Annotated in this window: 13 protein-coding genes; 6 read left to right on the top strand and 7 right to left on the bottom strand. The window is 63.7% G+C overall.

What is annotated here, in order from left to right; translation table 11 throughout:
* The first annotated feature begins 6 nt into the window (after positions 1-6).
* Positions 7-684 (top strand): 3-keto-disaccharide hydrolase, encoded by a 678-nt coding sequence (locus HNQ39_RS06110; protein WP_184193055.1) that lies wholly within the window; start codon positions 7-9, stop codon positions 682-684.
* Positions 685-693: 9 nt separating this feature from the next.
* The gene (locus tag HNQ39_RS06105) at positions 694-1,164 is read left to right on the top strand and encodes a hypothetical protein (RefSeq protein WP_184193054.1); all 471 of its coding nucleotides are present in this window, start codon (positions 694-696) and stop codon (positions 1,162-1,164) included.
* A gap of 90 nt (positions 1,165-1,254) precedes the next feature.
* On the opposite strand, the gene HNQ39_RS06100 is transcribed toward HNQ39_RS06105, so the two are convergent.
* The gene (locus HNQ39_RS06100) at positions 1,255-2,211 is read right to left on the bottom strand and encodes an acetyl-CoA carboxylase carboxyltransferase subunit alpha (RefSeq protein ID WP_184193053.1); all 957 of its coding nucleotides are present in this window, start codon (positions 2,209-2,211) and stop codon (positions 1,255-1,257) included.
* A gap of 14 nt (positions 2,212-2,225) precedes the next feature.
* The gene (locus HNQ39_RS06095; protein WP_184193052.1) at positions 2,226-3,053 is read right to left on the bottom strand and encodes an acetyl-CoA carboxylase carboxyltransferase subunit beta; all 828 of its coding nucleotides are present in this window, start codon (positions 3,051-3,053) and stop codon (positions 2,226-2,228) included.
* Positions 3,054-3,087: 34 nt separating this feature from the next.
* Between HNQ39_RS06095 and pheA the strand changes: the two genes are divergently transcribed.
* Positions 3,088-4,161, top strand: a complete 1,074-nt coding sequence (gene pheA / locus HNQ39_RS06090) for a prephenate dehydratase (RefSeq protein ID WP_184193051.1) — start codon at positions 3,088-3,090, stop codon at positions 4,159-4,161.
* 8 nt (positions 4,162-4,169) lie between these two features.
* On the top strand, positions 4,170-4,541 hold the full coding sequence (locus tag HNQ39_RS06085) for a hypothetical protein (protein WP_184193050.1): 372 nt from the start codon (positions 4,170-4,172) through the stop codon (positions 4,539-4,541).
* A gap of 12 nt (positions 4,542-4,553) precedes the next feature.
* On the opposite strand, the gene HNQ39_RS06080 is transcribed toward HNQ39_RS06085, so the two are convergent.
* Genes HNQ39_RS06080 through HNQ39_RS06070 form a run of 3 tightly spaced genes read right to left on the bottom strand, consistent with a single transcriptional unit; the run spans position 4,554 to position 7,483 of the window.
* Complete coding sequence (locus HNQ39_RS06080) at positions 4,554-5,510, bottom strand: endonuclease/exonuclease/phosphatase family protein (RefSeq protein WP_184193049.1); 957 nt, start codon at positions 5,508-5,510, stop codon at positions 4,554-4,556.
* Positions 5,511-5,529: 19 nt separating this feature from the next.
* Positions 5,530-6,489 (bottom strand): hypothetical protein, encoded by a 960-nt coding sequence (locus tag HNQ39_RS06075; protein ID WP_184193048.1) that lies wholly within the window; start codon positions 6,487-6,489, stop codon positions 5,530-5,532.
* A 10-nt stretch (positions 6,490-6,499) separates the two neighbouring features.
* On the bottom strand, positions 6,500-7,483 hold the full coding sequence (locus tag HNQ39_RS06070) for a hypothetical protein (protein ID WP_184193047.1): 984 nt from the start codon (positions 7,481-7,483) through the stop codon (positions 6,500-6,502).
* Positions 7,484-7,555: 72 nt separating this feature from the next.
* Here HNQ39_RS06070 and HNQ39_RS06065 point away from each other — a divergent pair, with 72 nt between their 5' ends.
* Complete coding sequence (locus HNQ39_RS06065; protein WP_184193046.1) at positions 7,556-10,075, top strand: ATP-binding protein; 2,520 nt, start codon at positions 7,556-7,558, stop codon at positions 10,073-10,075.
* Between the two features lie 23 nt (positions 10,076-10,098).
* Here the strand turns inward: HNQ39_RS06065 and HNQ39_RS06060 are convergent, their stop codons facing one another.
* Positions 10,099-10,818: a PEP-CTERM sorting domain-containing protein gene (locus HNQ39_RS06060; protein WP_184193045.1), complete on the bottom strand. Its 720-nt coding sequence runs from the start codon at positions 10,816-10,818 to the stop codon at positions 10,099-10,101.
* A 193-nt stretch (positions 10,819-11,011) separates the two neighbouring features.
* On the opposite strand from HNQ39_RS06060, the gene HNQ39_RS06055 reads away from it, so the two are divergent.
* Complete coding sequence (locus HNQ39_RS06055; RefSeq protein ID WP_184193044.1) at positions 11,012-13,243, top strand: glycoside hydrolase family 95 protein; 2,232 nt, start codon at positions 11,012-11,014, stop codon at positions 13,241-13,243.
* 94 nt (positions 13,244-13,337) lie between these two features.
* Here HNQ39_RS06055 and HNQ39_RS06050 read toward each other — a convergent pair whose 3' ends face one another.
* On the bottom strand, positions 13,338-14,741 hold the full coding sequence (locus HNQ39_RS06050; RefSeq protein ID WP_184193043.1) for a bifunctional metallophosphatase/5'-nucleotidase: 1,404 nt from the start codon (positions 14,739-14,741) through the stop codon (positions 13,338-13,340).
* Positions 14,742-14,750 lie beyond the last annotated feature (9 nt).

Here is a 14,750-nt window from a genome sequence, read left to right as displayed (position 1 = left end):
GATCAAATGAAACGACTCGCTCTGCTCAGCCTCGCCGCCCTTACCGTAGTGCCGCTCTACGCCCAGGTCGCCCCGCCCACGAAGTCTCTCTTCGATGGCAAGACCCTCACGAACTGGAAGAGCACGCCGTTCGGTGACGAAGGCTCGGTCACAGTCAAAGACGGCATGATTGTCCTGGCCAAGGGGGATGAGATGACCGGGATCACCTGGACCGGCGACACGGCAGCGCTCCCCAAGCTCAACTACGAGATTTCTCTCCAAGCCCAGCGCATCGACGGCAACGACTTCTTCTGCGGCCTGACCTTCCCGGTCAAAGACGATCCGTGCAGCTTCATTGTCGGCGGCTGGAACGGCGGGGTGGTCGGGCTCTCCAGCCTCGATGGCAAGGACGCCGCCCGAAACGAGACCGCGCGGTTCATGGAGTTCACCAACAAGCGCTGGTACAAGATCCGTGTCCGGGTCAGCGAGCGCGGCATCGCCGCCTGGATCGACGACAAGCAAGTGGTGGGGGTCGAGACAAAGGGTCGCAAGATCGGCATCCGCTCCGAGGTGGAGGCATCACGCCCGCTGGGAATCGCCTGCTACAACACAGTCGCTGGGATCAAGGACATCCAAATCCGCCCCCTCACCCCCGACGAAGCCAAGGCCTCAATCCCCGTTCCGCCCGTGCCAAAACCGAAGTAGTCTCGTCGCATGATGCGTGTGGGAACTAACGAAACCGAGCTAATTGCGATTCTGCGCGAGGTCGTCAGCTTGATAGGCGAAGGTCGAATCGAGGATGCCGTGGACTGCCTCTTCGTCGTGGACAGAGAAAAAGCCTGCTCGCTGATTCGTCTCGGGATTGCCACCAACGGAAGCTACAACACCACGTTTCTTAACGATCCTGAATGGAACTGGCAAACCCACCTCGCCCCGATCACCCACAGCAATGAGGTCGTCTTCTACCGTGTCTCTAGGATTTTTTTGGAAGACGGGTGGATGCAGGAAAGCAAGCCACGAGACTTTTCCGGTATCTCCGCCTCTCACTACGATTCCAGCCTCTACGCAGGAATCGCTACAACCTGGCTTATGATGGCCGAAGACTACTCCGACCTTGCCATTGAGTTCTGGATTCGCCGCGTCCCTGGTGGCCTCGCGCTGGAGTACGACCTCGTCAAGCGTTAATCGACCTCTTACCCCCTTCGCCCCTCGGAACGAGGCGGGTACCCTCTGGGTGTGGCGAAGGGGGTCGGCGGTGGTGCCGCCGGGGGGATGTTAAATGTCGGTAAACCGCCCCATGCCGCGCAGGCGTGTGGCCCGGCGGGCGAGGAGCGCATCTGTGGTGAGCGGGGTGAGCTCGGCGAGGGCGGCGGTGATCGCGTCGCGGATGGCTTCTGCGGTGGCGGCGGGGTCGCGGTGGGCGCCGCCGAGCGGCTCTTTGATCACGCCATCGATCAGGCCCAGCGCGAGCGCATCGTGCGCCGTGACCTTCATCCAGCGCGCGGCGTCGCTTCCCTTGGTGGCATCGCGGGCGATAATCGCGGCGCAGCCCTCGGGGGCGATCACGGAGTAGAAGCTATGCTCCAGCATCAAGACGCAGTCCGCGACCGCGATCCCAAGTGCACCACCCGAGCCGCCCTCGCCGATCACGATAGCGATAGTGGGCGTGGGAAGCACGGCGAGCTCACGGAGGTTGCGGGCGATCGCCTCGGAGATGCCGCGCTCCTCGGAGGGCACATTGGGGTCGGCGCCGGGGGTGTCCACAAACGAGACCACGGGCTTGGTGAACTTGCCGGCGAGCTGCATCAGGCGCAGGGCTTTCCGATAGCCCTCGGGCTTCATGTAGCCGAAGTTGCGTTTCTGACGCTCTTTTAAATCGCGGCCCTTTTGCTGCCCGAGCACCATCACGCTCTGCCCGGCGAGGCGTGCGAAACCGCCCACCAATGCGCCGTCGTCGCCGAAGAGCCGGTCCCCGTGCAGCTCGATAAAGTCATCGCAGATCGTGCTGATGTAGTCGAGCGCGTAGGGCCGCTGGGCGTGGCGTGCCAGCAGGACATTGTCCCAGGGGGTCAGCTTATCAAAGAATCGTTCCACGTAGCCATCTCGCTGGGCGCGCAGTTTCTGCACCTCAGCCGCCGCCGCCGCGTTGTCCGTACGCTGTGCGGCTTGATCCAGCTTGGCTATATTGTCGTCGAGCTCGGCAAGAAACTGCTCAAACTCTTGGATAGTCATGTTTTCCAATGGTTTCAGGATCCCAGAAATGCGAGCGTCTTTGCCAGCATCGTCGTTAACTCTTTACGGGCGACAATTTTATCGACCTGCCCGTGCTCTTCCATAAACTCTGCCGTGCGGTAGTTGGCGGGCGGCTTGACACTCTGGGCCTGCGCCGCGACCCGCTCGCCCGAGAGCCCGACAGTCGCGCCCGGCTCGGCGTAGATCACATCCCCGAGGCTGGCATAAGACGCCACGGCCCCCCCCGTGGAGGGGTTGGTCAGCACGACAATATAGGGCACGCGGGCCTTATCGAGCTGCGCGACCGAGAGGCTGGTCTTGGCCATCTGCATCAGGCTGGTGAGGCCCTCTTGCATGCGCGCCCCTCCCGAGGCGCAGAACGTGATGAGGGCGCTCTGCTCCTCCAGGGCACGGTCGGCGGCGCGGGCGAACTTCTCGCCAAAGACACTCCCCATGGTCCCCGCGAGGCGGCCCCACTCGAAGTCCGAGACCGCGAGGACACAAGGGTGGCCGCTGATGGTCGCCACTCCCGTGACCAGGCCATCGGTGCGGGCGTTTTCCTCAGCAGACTCGGCGCCGGTGAGCTTGTCGCCGTAGCCGGGGAACTGCAGAAAATCGAGGGCGCGGATGTCGCGACGGCCAAACTCCACGAAGCTGCCTTCGTCGGCGGTCATGGCGATGCGCTCATCGGCGCTGAGACGGTGGTGGTGTCCGCACTTGTTGCAGACCTTGAAATCCCGCTCAAAGTCCTTGGTGTAAAGAATCGCGCCGCACTTGGTGCACTTGGTGAAGGCACCTTCGGGTACGGCGGCGGGGGCGGGACGGCGAAACCAGTCAGGCATAAAATTGCATACCTTGATATAATCCTGGGCACGTATGTCGCTTCAAGAACTCCGGCGTCAGATCGACGCCCTCGATGCCCAGATTTTAGACCTTCTAACCCAGCGGGCGCATGTCGTCCAGGAGGTAGGTCACTCCAAGACACGCACTCAGACTAAGTTTTTCTCGCCTGAGCGCGAGCGCCAGATCTTTGAGCGTCTCGAAGAAGCCAACCGGGGACCGCTCCCGCCGACGGCGGTTCGTGCGATCTTCCGGGAGATCCTCTCCGGGATGCGAGCCCTGGAGGCGCAGATTCGTGTCGCGCATCTTGGCCCAGCGGGGACATTCTCCCACCAGGCAGCGCTCGACAAGTTCGGGACGTCTTCCGAGCTCAAGGCCGCCGATACTATACCCGATGTTTTCGCACTCGTCGAACGGGGCGAGGCGGACTACGGGGTGGTCCCTGTGGAGAACAGCACCGAGGGGATCGTCCCCTACACCCTCGACATGTTCCACGAGAAGGGCACGCGCCTCAAGATCTGCGCCGAGGTCTATGTCCCTGTCGTGCACAACCTCGCCACCCACGCCGAGACCCTCGCCGACATCCAGAAGCTCTACGCCCACCCGCAGGCCTACGCCCAGAGCCGCAACTGGATTCGGGACAATATCGGCACGAGTGTCGAGGTGGTCGATGCGACCTCGAACTCCAAGGCCGCCCTGCTCGCCGCCGCGGACCCGACCAGCGCCGCCATCACCACCAGTATCGCCAGCGAGCTCTACGCCATCCCCCTGCTCGCCCAGCACATCGAGGACTCGCCGCACAACCGCACGCGCTTCCTCGTGATCGGGGAGAACGAGCCGCAGCCATCGGGCAAGGACAAGACCAGCATCTTCTTCTCGGTCCAGCACCGCGCCGGCTCGCTGATGCGCGCCATGGCCGCCTTCGATGCCCACGACATCAACCTCACGATGATCGAGAGCCGCCCCACCAAGCAGCTCCCCTGGGAGTATGTCTTCTTTATCGACATCCAGGGCCACCACAAAGAAGCGCAAGTCACCCGCGCCCTCAAGCTCCTAGAGGAACACAGCCTCTTTGTCACGATCCTAGGCTCCTACCCTGAAGCCAACTGAGAACCGCCATGCCCTACCGTCAGCCCCTTCAGATTCTGAGTGTGCACCATAAGCTCGTGCGCAGCCCCTCGGGGCTTCCCCTGAAGCTCTCCCTGAAAGTTCGCCTCAACCAGGAAGCCAAGCTCGATGCACAGCTCAAGACAGTGGTAGGAAGGTCGCTGATGACACTCAGCCGCCCAGTACCTCCCGTCCAAGTTGCTCCGCCAGCGCCACCTCTCACCAAGACAGACAGCCGGCCGCAAGAGATCGAGCTAGAAGGCGAGCTCAAGGATGCGGAGGGGCAACAGCTCCGTCCAGGGGGCTACCTGCTGGAGATCACAGCAACCACCGACGGTGACCAGAAGGTGACCCGGCGGCTTCCCCTCACCCTGATACGCTAAAGCTCACGGAGGTTAGCGAGGGCTCGACTGGGACAGCAGATCGCAGATGAGCATGCGGTGATCGGAGTTCTGGGTCTTGACGGCAATCAGCGCCTGCGGGTTGTGCCCTCGTAGCCAGAGCTGGTCTATCCGGTGAATCGGTAGGTCGTTGGCGATCGTGTTGCCCCAGCCAAGCCCCGCGACGGGCCAGACATCTTGTAGGCGGAGGGGGTTCAGCTCCGAGAAGACGCCGTCACCTGCCGGAGCATTGAGATCGCCCCCGACAAGCAATGCTCCATCGCGGGAGAGCTGCGCCACCACGGCACGTAGCTCGGCGCGACGTGTTTGGCGGTTCTCTGTGTGGGCTTTCCAGCACTCAGGGCTCCAGAAGTCCACGCGCAGGATGCTAGGAGAGAGCCGGACGCTGGCGACGGTGCCATGCGGCGTCTTTGCGACCACGGCATAGCGCTGGAGGTCGTGGGGAAGTGGAACCGCAGTAAGGTTTCGGGCAAGGACAGCGGTGTCGAAGCCAACAGCACAGGCATCGCGGCTCCCGTAAAGCTTCTCCGCCAGTGCTCGGACACTCTCAGGGTTCGGTATTTCTTGGAGCAGCACCACATCGGGCTTCCAGGCACGCACTTCCTCCGCCGCTTTGGGATCGCCGCCCGCACAGTTTAGCGAGACAACGCGCCAGGTACCCGCTGCTTTCCCGGTGGTGGTGGGCGAAGAGAGCCAGCGCAGCGGGTGGGTGAGAGGGCGTAGCTCGTCCACAAACAGAAGGGCAAAGAGCCCCCACAGAGCCCAGAGAGTCCGCACCCGCCGCGGTTTCCACCGCACGCCTGCCAGAAGAGCCCCCGGCAAGGGCCAGCACCAAGCAGGGACGACCGTAACTGCCGCGAGCGTGTCCCAACGTGTGGCATAGCAGAAGGTAATAAACCCCAGACAGATGCCAGAGAGCACGGGGAACAACCAGAACCGGAGCCGCTTCACATCCCGCAGTGTACCGTTTCTAGTGGTGTGCGCGTCTCTGCTTTCGTGTGACGATCACCAGGGTCGCCCCCAGTGCGAGAAAGGTCAGTGTCCCTGGCTCGGGGGCGCTGGCGAGGCTGGTGTAGAGGTTGTTGCTGATCCCCCCCTGCGCCGAGCTGATCGTGCCTCCCCCCGCGATATTAAAAACCGGCCCCGAGGTCGCCCAGGAGAAGGTGTTCTCCATATCGGTCTTTCCCGTGGTCGCGTTGCCCCCGTTGGTAAACGATGTGGCGTAGCCGCTCAGGAACCAGTCCATCTTAAAAGGCGCGCCCTTGGTGACCGAGAAGCTATTGGTCGTGTAGATCGTCGAGATGGTCGGGGCGACGACCAGCGACTCGGGGAGGAGCCCCGTGCCGACCTGGCTAGACACCCCTGCGGCGTCCCGGCGGACCTTTAGTGTCCCACTGCCGATCCCCACCCCGCCCTGGCTCACCGAGAAGCCGAGATAGAACCCGCTCTCGGCGAAGTAGCTTCCCAAGGCGGTGGCGGCGGTGGACTGGAGGATGGCGTGGAGGCTCATGTTCGCACTGACCGTGGTCACCCCCACCCCCGGAATCAGCAGGTCATCGACTGCAAACTGCGCCGCGGTGGCATAGAAACCAGGTGCCGTGGGATCGAAGACCGCCGCGTTATCGCGCCCACTAAAGGCAAAGTTCTGGTCGGCCCCCACCGCAAGGCTCGTGCTATCGGTGCGTGTCTCTGCCAGCACGTGCAGCGCCCCCAGCTCCGTCCACGAGTACCCGTAGGCGATTCCCGTCCCGCCCATCGGTGAGGTCGCGGTGGTACGCGCCGACGATACCCCGCCGAGGCCGTCGTGAAAATCCGTGACCGGCACCCCGGAGAACCCCGTGGCCGCCGCCCAGGACTTGTAGACCTGTGCCCGTGCCGGCAGCGTCCCCGTAAGCAGACAGAGCACCAGAAGCGCAAGGCTTTGTTTCATCACCTGCTCCTTACCGAAACAGCCGCACATCGAAGCGCTCCAGGGTGCCAGAGGAGTGGCAGGTCGCCCCCGCAATTCCCCCACCGCCTGTCCAGCACTCTGCGGTGAGATTGAGATGGAACCGCTCCTCCACACCGGGATTGGGCCGTACGTAGCGGGCAAGCAAGGAGACAGGCGCACGAAATACCTTGTCGCCGCTTCCCACCACCACCGCCATCATGTGCACCATGCTCCGCCGATCTTCGGTCAGGAGCTGGTTTGAGGCAGTCAAGAGCCGTAGCGTGAGGAGTGCCTCCGCCGACGCATAGCCGCCGGTGGCGAGAGCGTAGGCCCTTGCGTCGTAGCGTGACAGCACGGCGATCACCTCAATCTCACGGACCCCCGCAGGCACCACGAGGGTCTGGCCAATAAAGCCAAGCTTCTGGCTAGAACCTGCAATGACCGCAAAGTTGCCCACATAAAACGTCCCACTATCCTGCCCCGTCTCCCCGCCAGAAAAGCTAAAGGGGGCTGTCAGCCTCAGCTCCGCATTGCCACTGGGAGGTGTTGACGAAGGATTTTCCTCGATAGAGATCCCCCCGGTCTGGCCCGAGCGCACGCGTTGCTTCTTGCTCAGAGCCAGCTTGCTGGTGAAGCCCTTGTAGGAACTCGATCCCTCAAACTTTGCGTAGAGACTCCCCAGAGCACTCGCATTTTTCTTTGCGAAGGCATCCAGCCGCGCCTCCTGGAGCTTGGGATCGGTGAGGGCGCTGATTTGCTTGAGCTCCGTAGCAAGCGCCTCTAGGTTGATCCCCAAGGCCTTCGCATCGGCTTCGAGCTGAGGCTGATAGCTGAGCTGACAGTTTTTGAGGGCATCTTGACGTAGCGCAAAGCCCTGGAGGTTTGTCGTGGAGAGCTGGGGCAGAGCGGTCTGGTAGCTGGCTCGCAGTACCTCAGGACGGACAATAAACTGTGCGCCGCCTTGAAGGTTTTTTTGTTGTTTCAAAGACATCATGGGCTATTTTCCCGCCCGAGGCGTACCACAAAGCGTGACACAAGGCCGGTGAAATTTTGTACAATAGGCACGATGCTCTCGCTACGCTTGCTGGGCTCCCCCCTTTTTCTGGTCGATGGCGCCCCCCTGACCGGGCTCCGCTACCCACAAGGACGGAAGCTACTGGCCTACCTCGCGCTCCAAGGCGGTCGCCCGGTGGAGCGGTCCTACCTGGCGGGGCTGTTCTGGCCCGATACCGACGAGCCCCGGGCGCTTTTCTACCTGCGACGTGTGCTCTCTGACCTGCGCAAGGCCCTGGGCGACGAAGCGGGGCGCGTGCTTGCGCCCAGTCCGCGCACCCTCGCCCTGAACCTGGAGGGAGCGGAGTGCGATCTGGAGAGCGGCAGCCCCGAGGAGCTCCTACAAGGCTGGACCGACGACTGGGTCTTGGAGGCGCGCTATGCGCAGCAGAATCAGAGTGCAACAGCTCCCCACAGCCACCCAAGCCTCGTGATTGCTCCGTTTCTGGGCCGCGAGGCGCTTCTGGCAACGGTCCTGGTGCAGCTTGAGACGGAGGTTCTGGTCACGCTTACCGGGCCGGGGGGCGTGGGCAAGACACGCCTCGCGCGCGCAGTGGCACAGGCCCACGGGGGAGCCGTGGGCTTCGTCCCCCTCGCAAGCCTCCCCCCGGAGAGCTCCGCTGAGGAACTCTTGGCTTGCGTGGCCACCGCGCTCGAGCTCCCCACCGCAGGCCTGTCCCTCCCGCACCTCGCAGCGCAGCTCAAGGGGCGATTCTCTCTGGTGGTGCTGGACAACTGTGAGCAGGTACGTGACCACAGCGCCGCTCTTGTCGCCGCCCTCCCCGAGGTGCGCTTTCTGGCAACGAGCCGCCTTCCCTTAGAGTGCGCGGGGGAGTGCCCAGTCCCGGTTCCCCCACTAGAGCTGGAGGTCGCCGCGACCCTCTTCTTGGAGCACGCCGCCCGAGAGGGAGTGCGCTACCCACGGGATGAGACGGTCGAGGCGATCTGCCAGAGTGTCGACTGCCTCCCACTCGCCCTGGAGCTGGCCGCCTCGCGCTTGAAGCTCATGACACCTCAGCAGCTCCGTGAGCGCCTCAGCGCTCCTCTGCGCCTGCTGCGACGAAGCGCGGGGGGAGGCTCCCCACGCCAGGCAACTCTGGAGGCGACCATCCGGTGGAGCTACGACCTGCTCTCGGCGCGGGAGCGGGATGCCTTCCTTCGGCTCGGGGTCTTTCAAGGCGACTGGAGCCTAGAGGATGCCGAGGCCGTACTGGAGACCCGCGAGGCGCTCCCTCTCCTAGAGTCCCTGGTCTCACACTCGCTCGTGGTCGCCCAGCGCACGGCGACACGTGTCCATTTCCGGTTTCTGGAGACCATCCGCGAGTTCGCCCGAACCCAGTGCGAGCCGTGTACCACGTCTGCTGCAAGAGCAGCCCATGCCCGCCACTTTGCCTCCCTGCTCCAGAGAGCGGCCCACGAGTGGCTTGGTCCCCAGCAGCCCCACTGGGTTCGCTGGCTGGAGACCCACCAGCAGGAGCTTCAGATCGCCCTCAGCTGGCTGACCCAGCACGACCCTCTCCGTGGTCTAGAGCTCATGGTGGGCCTGGAGACCTTCTGGACACGCCAGACCGGCTTTCCCGCGCGCCGCTCTCTCCACGCGCTCTTACAGGCAACCGAGGGCCAGCGCACTCCCCTCCAGAGCGCCCAAGGCCTGCGCACCCTCGCCATGGTCACCCCCGACGATACCCAGAGCCGGCAAATCCTCCAGCAGGCACGTGCCACTGCCCTGGAGTACCAGCTGGAGCAGGAGCTCGCCGAGTGCGCCCTGGCAGCCTGCCTCCAGGAAAAACAGCGCGACCTTACTGCGCTCCGTCGCCACGCCCAAGAGGCCTACGAGCGCTACGGGCGCTTGGGGGACCTCTACGGCCAGGCCCACGCCCTTGAGTACGATGCGATCGCGGCCCTCCGGCAGGGAGATATGGTCGGGGCCGAGCGGGGCTACACCCACTTTCTGGTCCTAGCCCGCCAGCTGGAGAGCCCGCTCAACCTCTGGGATGCACACTATGGGCTCGCCCAGGCGCTCCTCTTTCAGGAGCGACTCGATGAGGCCGAGCAAACCGCCGCCGCCGCGCACGCCCTGCTCTCCCAGGCCCCCGATACGATGAGCCGCGCGAACCTGCTCTTGCTTCTGGGAGAGCTCGCCCGCTTCAAGGGCCGGGCCGACGATGCCCAGGCCTACTACGCCGAGAGCCTCCAGCTCTGCCACGGGAATACAATCCATGTTCTCCCCGCCTTTATCGAGCGGAGCCGCGCGATTGTCTTTGCCAGCACCGGCAACTTCCCCGCCGCCTGGGCGAGTCTCCAGTGGGCTCTCGTGGAGTTTCGGCGCTACAGGATCAGTGGGCAGCTCGGCTCTACCCTGGCAGAGATGGCCTGGATCGCGGGGCTGGAGGGCAGGCACCAAGAAGCCGCCCTCTTTGCCCAGCAGGCCCAGCTCGCCCCTCCCCAGGATGCACGCTACCCCCACGATCAGGCACGCCTCCAGCAAGCGCTGGCCCCAAAAACGAAAACTCCCCAAGAGCCAAGCTCCTGAGGAGTTTTAATCGCTATCTTAAGCTAGTGCTTGCGGCGGCGAACAGCCAGTCCGGCAATTCCGAGGCCAGCAAGAACCAGGGTGCCCGGCTCAGGCGCGGTGGTCGAGACCGGTGTCGTGGTGAGCACGGTCGCCGTGGTGTTGGCGGAGACGCCTCCCCCAAGGACGGCAGCCCCCCCATTCGTGATGATATCGCTGGTCGTTCCGGCCATGCGGATCAGGTAGATGGGGCTATTCTGGTTTGCCGTGAGGGCAGGAGTCGTGCTGAAGGCAACACTATCGCCCTGGTCGGTAGCATCGGAGCGGATATCGCGGTTGGGTGCACCGGTGATCGAGCTGGTCAGCGCACTGGCACCGTCGAGATCGGTATTGGTGGTCGCGGCGTAGCTAAGGGTACGCCCCCCAAACCCAGCGACCGAGAAGTCCGCAGTCGCAGCGTTGCCGGTGGAGGTCTGCAGCTGGTAGGCAAAGATCAGCTCACTGCCATTGCTGAAGACAGCGGAGACAAGGTTCCCCGAGATGGTGTTGCCCGCATTGGTGCCGCTGTAGGCCGCCAGCTGAGTCGCACCAAACTGGAAGAAGCCACCGGGTAGCCCCCCCGTGGTGGTGAGGCCGCCGTAGGTCCCGATCCCATTGACCGGAAGGCTGCCAAAAGTTACCTGAGCCTGTGCGGAAGTTGCTCCGAAAACGGCTCCCACCGCCAGAGCACTCGTGACAAGCCCTTTAAGATTTATTCGATTCAAAACCATGGTTTACGTCCTTTTTTCTAGCGCAGAGAGGCAGAGTTGGCACAAACCCCACGCCTAATCCTGCCTTCTCCATTATTGGAAGCCGATGAGAATTCTTTATATAGATTCCTGCAGCAAAATCTCATAAGCACTTTTCGGGGAAAGCAAAAACCGTGCCAGACGTAGAATCCGGTACACTCAGGGCAAGATGCAGGAAACAACTCTCTGGTACGAGCAGCCCGCCGCGGACTGGAACGCGGCCCTTCCCGTGGGCAATGGGCGCCTCGGGGCGATGGTCTTTGGGGGCATAGAGCACGAGCGAATCCAGCTCAACGAGGAGTCGCTCTGGGACGGCTACGCACAAGACCGGCACAATCCCAAGGCAAAGGCCGCGCTCCCTGAGGTGCGCAAGCTGATCTTTGCCGGCAAGCACCACGAGGCGGAGGCGCTCTGTAAAGACGCGCTTTTAGGCGTGCCGGAGCGCATCCACTCCTACCAGAGCCTGGGGGACTTGTTTATCGAGCAGGCCCTTCCCGGCCCGACAAAAAACTACCGCCGCGCCCTAGATCTAGACACCGCGGTCGCCAGCACGGCGTTTACCGCCAAGAGCACGCGCTTCACCCGTGAGGTCTTTGCCAGCGCCCCCGACGATGTCCTGATTGTCCGCTTCCACACCGACACGCCCGAGAGCCTGAACCTCAAGATTCGCCTGACCCGCGCAGCCAAAGACGCCAACCAGACCCTGGAGGTGAAGGCCACGGGGCGCGATAGCCTGGCCCTGCGCGGGCAGCTTGAGCGCGACGGCAAGGGGCTGCACTTTGCCTGCTTTGTCCGCGCCCGGGTCGAGGGCGGCCTGGTCAAGGCAACCGACGACACGATCCAGATTGTCGATGCGACCGTGGTGACCCTCTTTCTCACGGCACGCACGAGCTGGCAAGGTCGAAACCCGGAGGACGCGCAGACGACCCTGGAGACAGCCTTCCACCGCCCGACCAGCGAGCTTCAGGCGCGGCACCAGGTCGAGCACCAGCGGCTCTTTCGCCGGGTGGCGTTCAGTCTTCCCTCCGCGCACCCCAAGCTCCCCACCGACCAGCGCCTTACGCTCCACAGCGACGATCCCGGCCTGGCGGCGCTCTACTTCCACTACGGACGCTACTTGCTGATCGCCAGCTCCCGCCCAGAGAACCTGCCCGCGAACCTGCAAGGGCTCTGGTGCGAGCACATGAAGGCACCGTGGAACAGCGACTACCACACCAATATCAACCTCCAGATGAACTACTGGCCCGCCGAGGTGACCAGCCTCTCGGACTGCCACGAGGCACTCTTTGCCTATACCGAGAGCCTGGTCGCGCCGGGGAAAGAGCTGGTTCAGAAACACTACGGCCTCAAGCGCGGCTGGGTGGTGCACCACCTCTCCGATATCTTTGGGTTTGTCGCACCCGCAGACGGCATCTGGGGGCTCTGGCCGATGGGCGCGGCGTGGCTCTGTCAGCACCTCTTTGAGCACTGGCGCTTCGCCCCGGAGAAGCAGAAGCACCTGAAGCGCATCTACCCCACCCTCAAGGGCGCAGCGGAGTTTCTGCTGGACTTTGCGGTCACCGGCCCCAAGGGCAAGCTCACCCTGTGCCCGTCGCAGTCGCCCGAGAATAAGTTCCGCACCAAGTCCGGCGAGGAGTCCTGGTTCACCTACGGCGCGACCATGGACCTGCAAATCACGCGCGAGTGCTGGGAGAACACGCTCGCCGTGGCGCAGCTACTCAGTATCGACGATGGCTTTCAGCAGGAGCTAGAGCGGGCGCTAAACCGCCTTGCCCCCCTCTGTGTCTCCCCCCGTGATGGCCGCCTCCAGGAGTGGCAGGAGGACTACGACGAGCCCGAGCCCGGTCACCGGCACATTAGCCACGCCTACGGCTTCTACCCCGGCAACGCCATCACGCTCCGGGGCACCCCCGAGCTCGCCGAAGCACTGAAGAAAACCATCACCGCGCGGCTTGCCCACGGCGGCGGGCACACAGGCTGGAGCCGCGCGTGGCTGCTCTGCCTGGCGGCGCGCTTCGAGGACGGCAAGGCGGCCCAAGAGCACCTGCAAGCCCTGTTGACCAAGTGCACGCTCCCCAATCTCTTTGACTCGCACCCGCCGTTCCAGATCGACGGTAACTTCGGCGGTACGGCGGGGATGGCGGAGTGCTTGCTCCAGAGCCACGCCTACGAGGTGCACCTACTCCCCGCCCTCCCCCCAGACTGGAAATCGGGCAGTGTCACGGGCCTGCGGGCGCGCGGGGGGATCACAGTGACCTCGCTCGCCTGGGAAGACGGCAGGCTCACCCAAGCGACCCTCGTCGCGAGCCACACACTAAAGATCCCCGTCCGCGTCCAGCGCTCCGAGCACACCAAGCTCATCACGCTCCCCGCCGGAAAGGCTGTGGTGATTACCCCCTAACCCCACCACCCTCGCTTCGCGGGGTACCCGGGCGGGGGGACAATGAGGAATCGGATTCCTTGTATTCCCCCCGTTGCACGGGGGTTAGGGGGCTTCAGAGCTTTCCGAGGCCCGCGATCACGGCCTCACGCAGGTCCCCACCGACGCTCAGGCGGCTCGCGTCTAGCTTGAGCGTCCCTGTGGCCGTGAAGTCCACCAGTGCAACCGTGTAGAGCCTGGTGGGGTCACTTGCGGGGGCACTCAGGATCAGGCCCTTGTTCTTCTGCTTCAGCTCGGCCAGCTCCGCGCCGGTCATCGTGAGCGTGGCGACTTTGTTCTTGAAGGGCATCACGGCCCAGATATCGTAGCGGGTGAGCGTCGCGGTGCGGAAGACATCGAAGAAGCCATCGCCCTCGACGTGCAGGCCAATCTCGGCGTTGGTTGCCTTTGCCAGCGCCAAGGCCACCGCCTCGCTCGTGCGCCGCGTGCGCTCGTCGGGGGTGGCTCCCAGAAAGCGCTTTGGCAAGAGCACTCCGGGGCCATTTTTCAGCGGCGCGGCGTAGGCATCGGCTACGGCTTTGACATCTCTTGCCTCTTTGAGCTTAGAGGTAATGGGAAGCAAGGCGTAGTCATAGCTCGCCAGCTTCCAGCCACCGGCAGGTGTTTTGGCAAAGTGCAGGTCGAACTTGCCCAGGTTCACCCCAAACTCGCCGGTCTGGACAATCGGGACCCCATTCACCTCGACTGCCTTGTACAGAAACGTGTGCGAGTCCCCGCCCACAATCGCATCGATCCCCGGCACCTCCGCGATTTTCTTATCGTCATCCACACCCACATGGGTCAGTGCCACGAGCACATCGCAGTTTTTCCGAACAATCGGCACCCACTTCTTCGCGGCCTCGACCGGATCGCCCACCCACCAGCCCTTCACTTGCGGATAGCCATTGGAGCGTGGTGCGGTCAGCCCGAGAAAGCCCACGCGGACGCCGTTGATCTCGCGCACCAGATAGGGATGGACACCCGGAATCAGCTCGCCCTTGGCCGCCTCCCCGACACCCGCATTAGCACAGACCCAGGGAAAGTGCGAGCGGCGCAGCACTTGCAGCAGCGCGTTCTGCGCCCCGGCGGCATCGAAGCGCTCGGCGGCATCTTTCAGCTTGAACTCATTGTTGCCGATCGTCCCGATATCGTAGCCCGTCGCGTTGAGCGCCTCGATATCCGCGATCCCCTCGTAGGCATTGGTCAGCGGCCCACGGGTCGCCACATCGCCCAGGTCGATCACCATGACCGGGTTCTTCGCCTTTTTCTTCAGCTCCCGAATCAGAGTCGCCCGCCGCGCCGCGCCCCCCACCGACGGCTGCTCGTCCTTGCTACGCTCCGGCTCCGTGTAGGCAAAGGGTAGCGTGTGCCCGTGCAGGTCGTTGGTGTGGAGAATCGTCAGATCGAGCTTGTCTTGCGCCCACGCAGGCAGCGCGGCAAGGGCAAGAGTGGCGGCGAGGAAAACACGGCGGGTCAGCATGCCGCTATT

The organism is Armatimonas rosea, from assembly GCF_014202505.1.
Lineage (GTDB): Bacteria > Armatimonadota > Armatimonadia > Armatimonadales > Armatimonadaceae > Armatimonas > Armatimonas rosea.
This window is presented reverse-complemented; position numbering and strand designations above follow the sequence as displayed.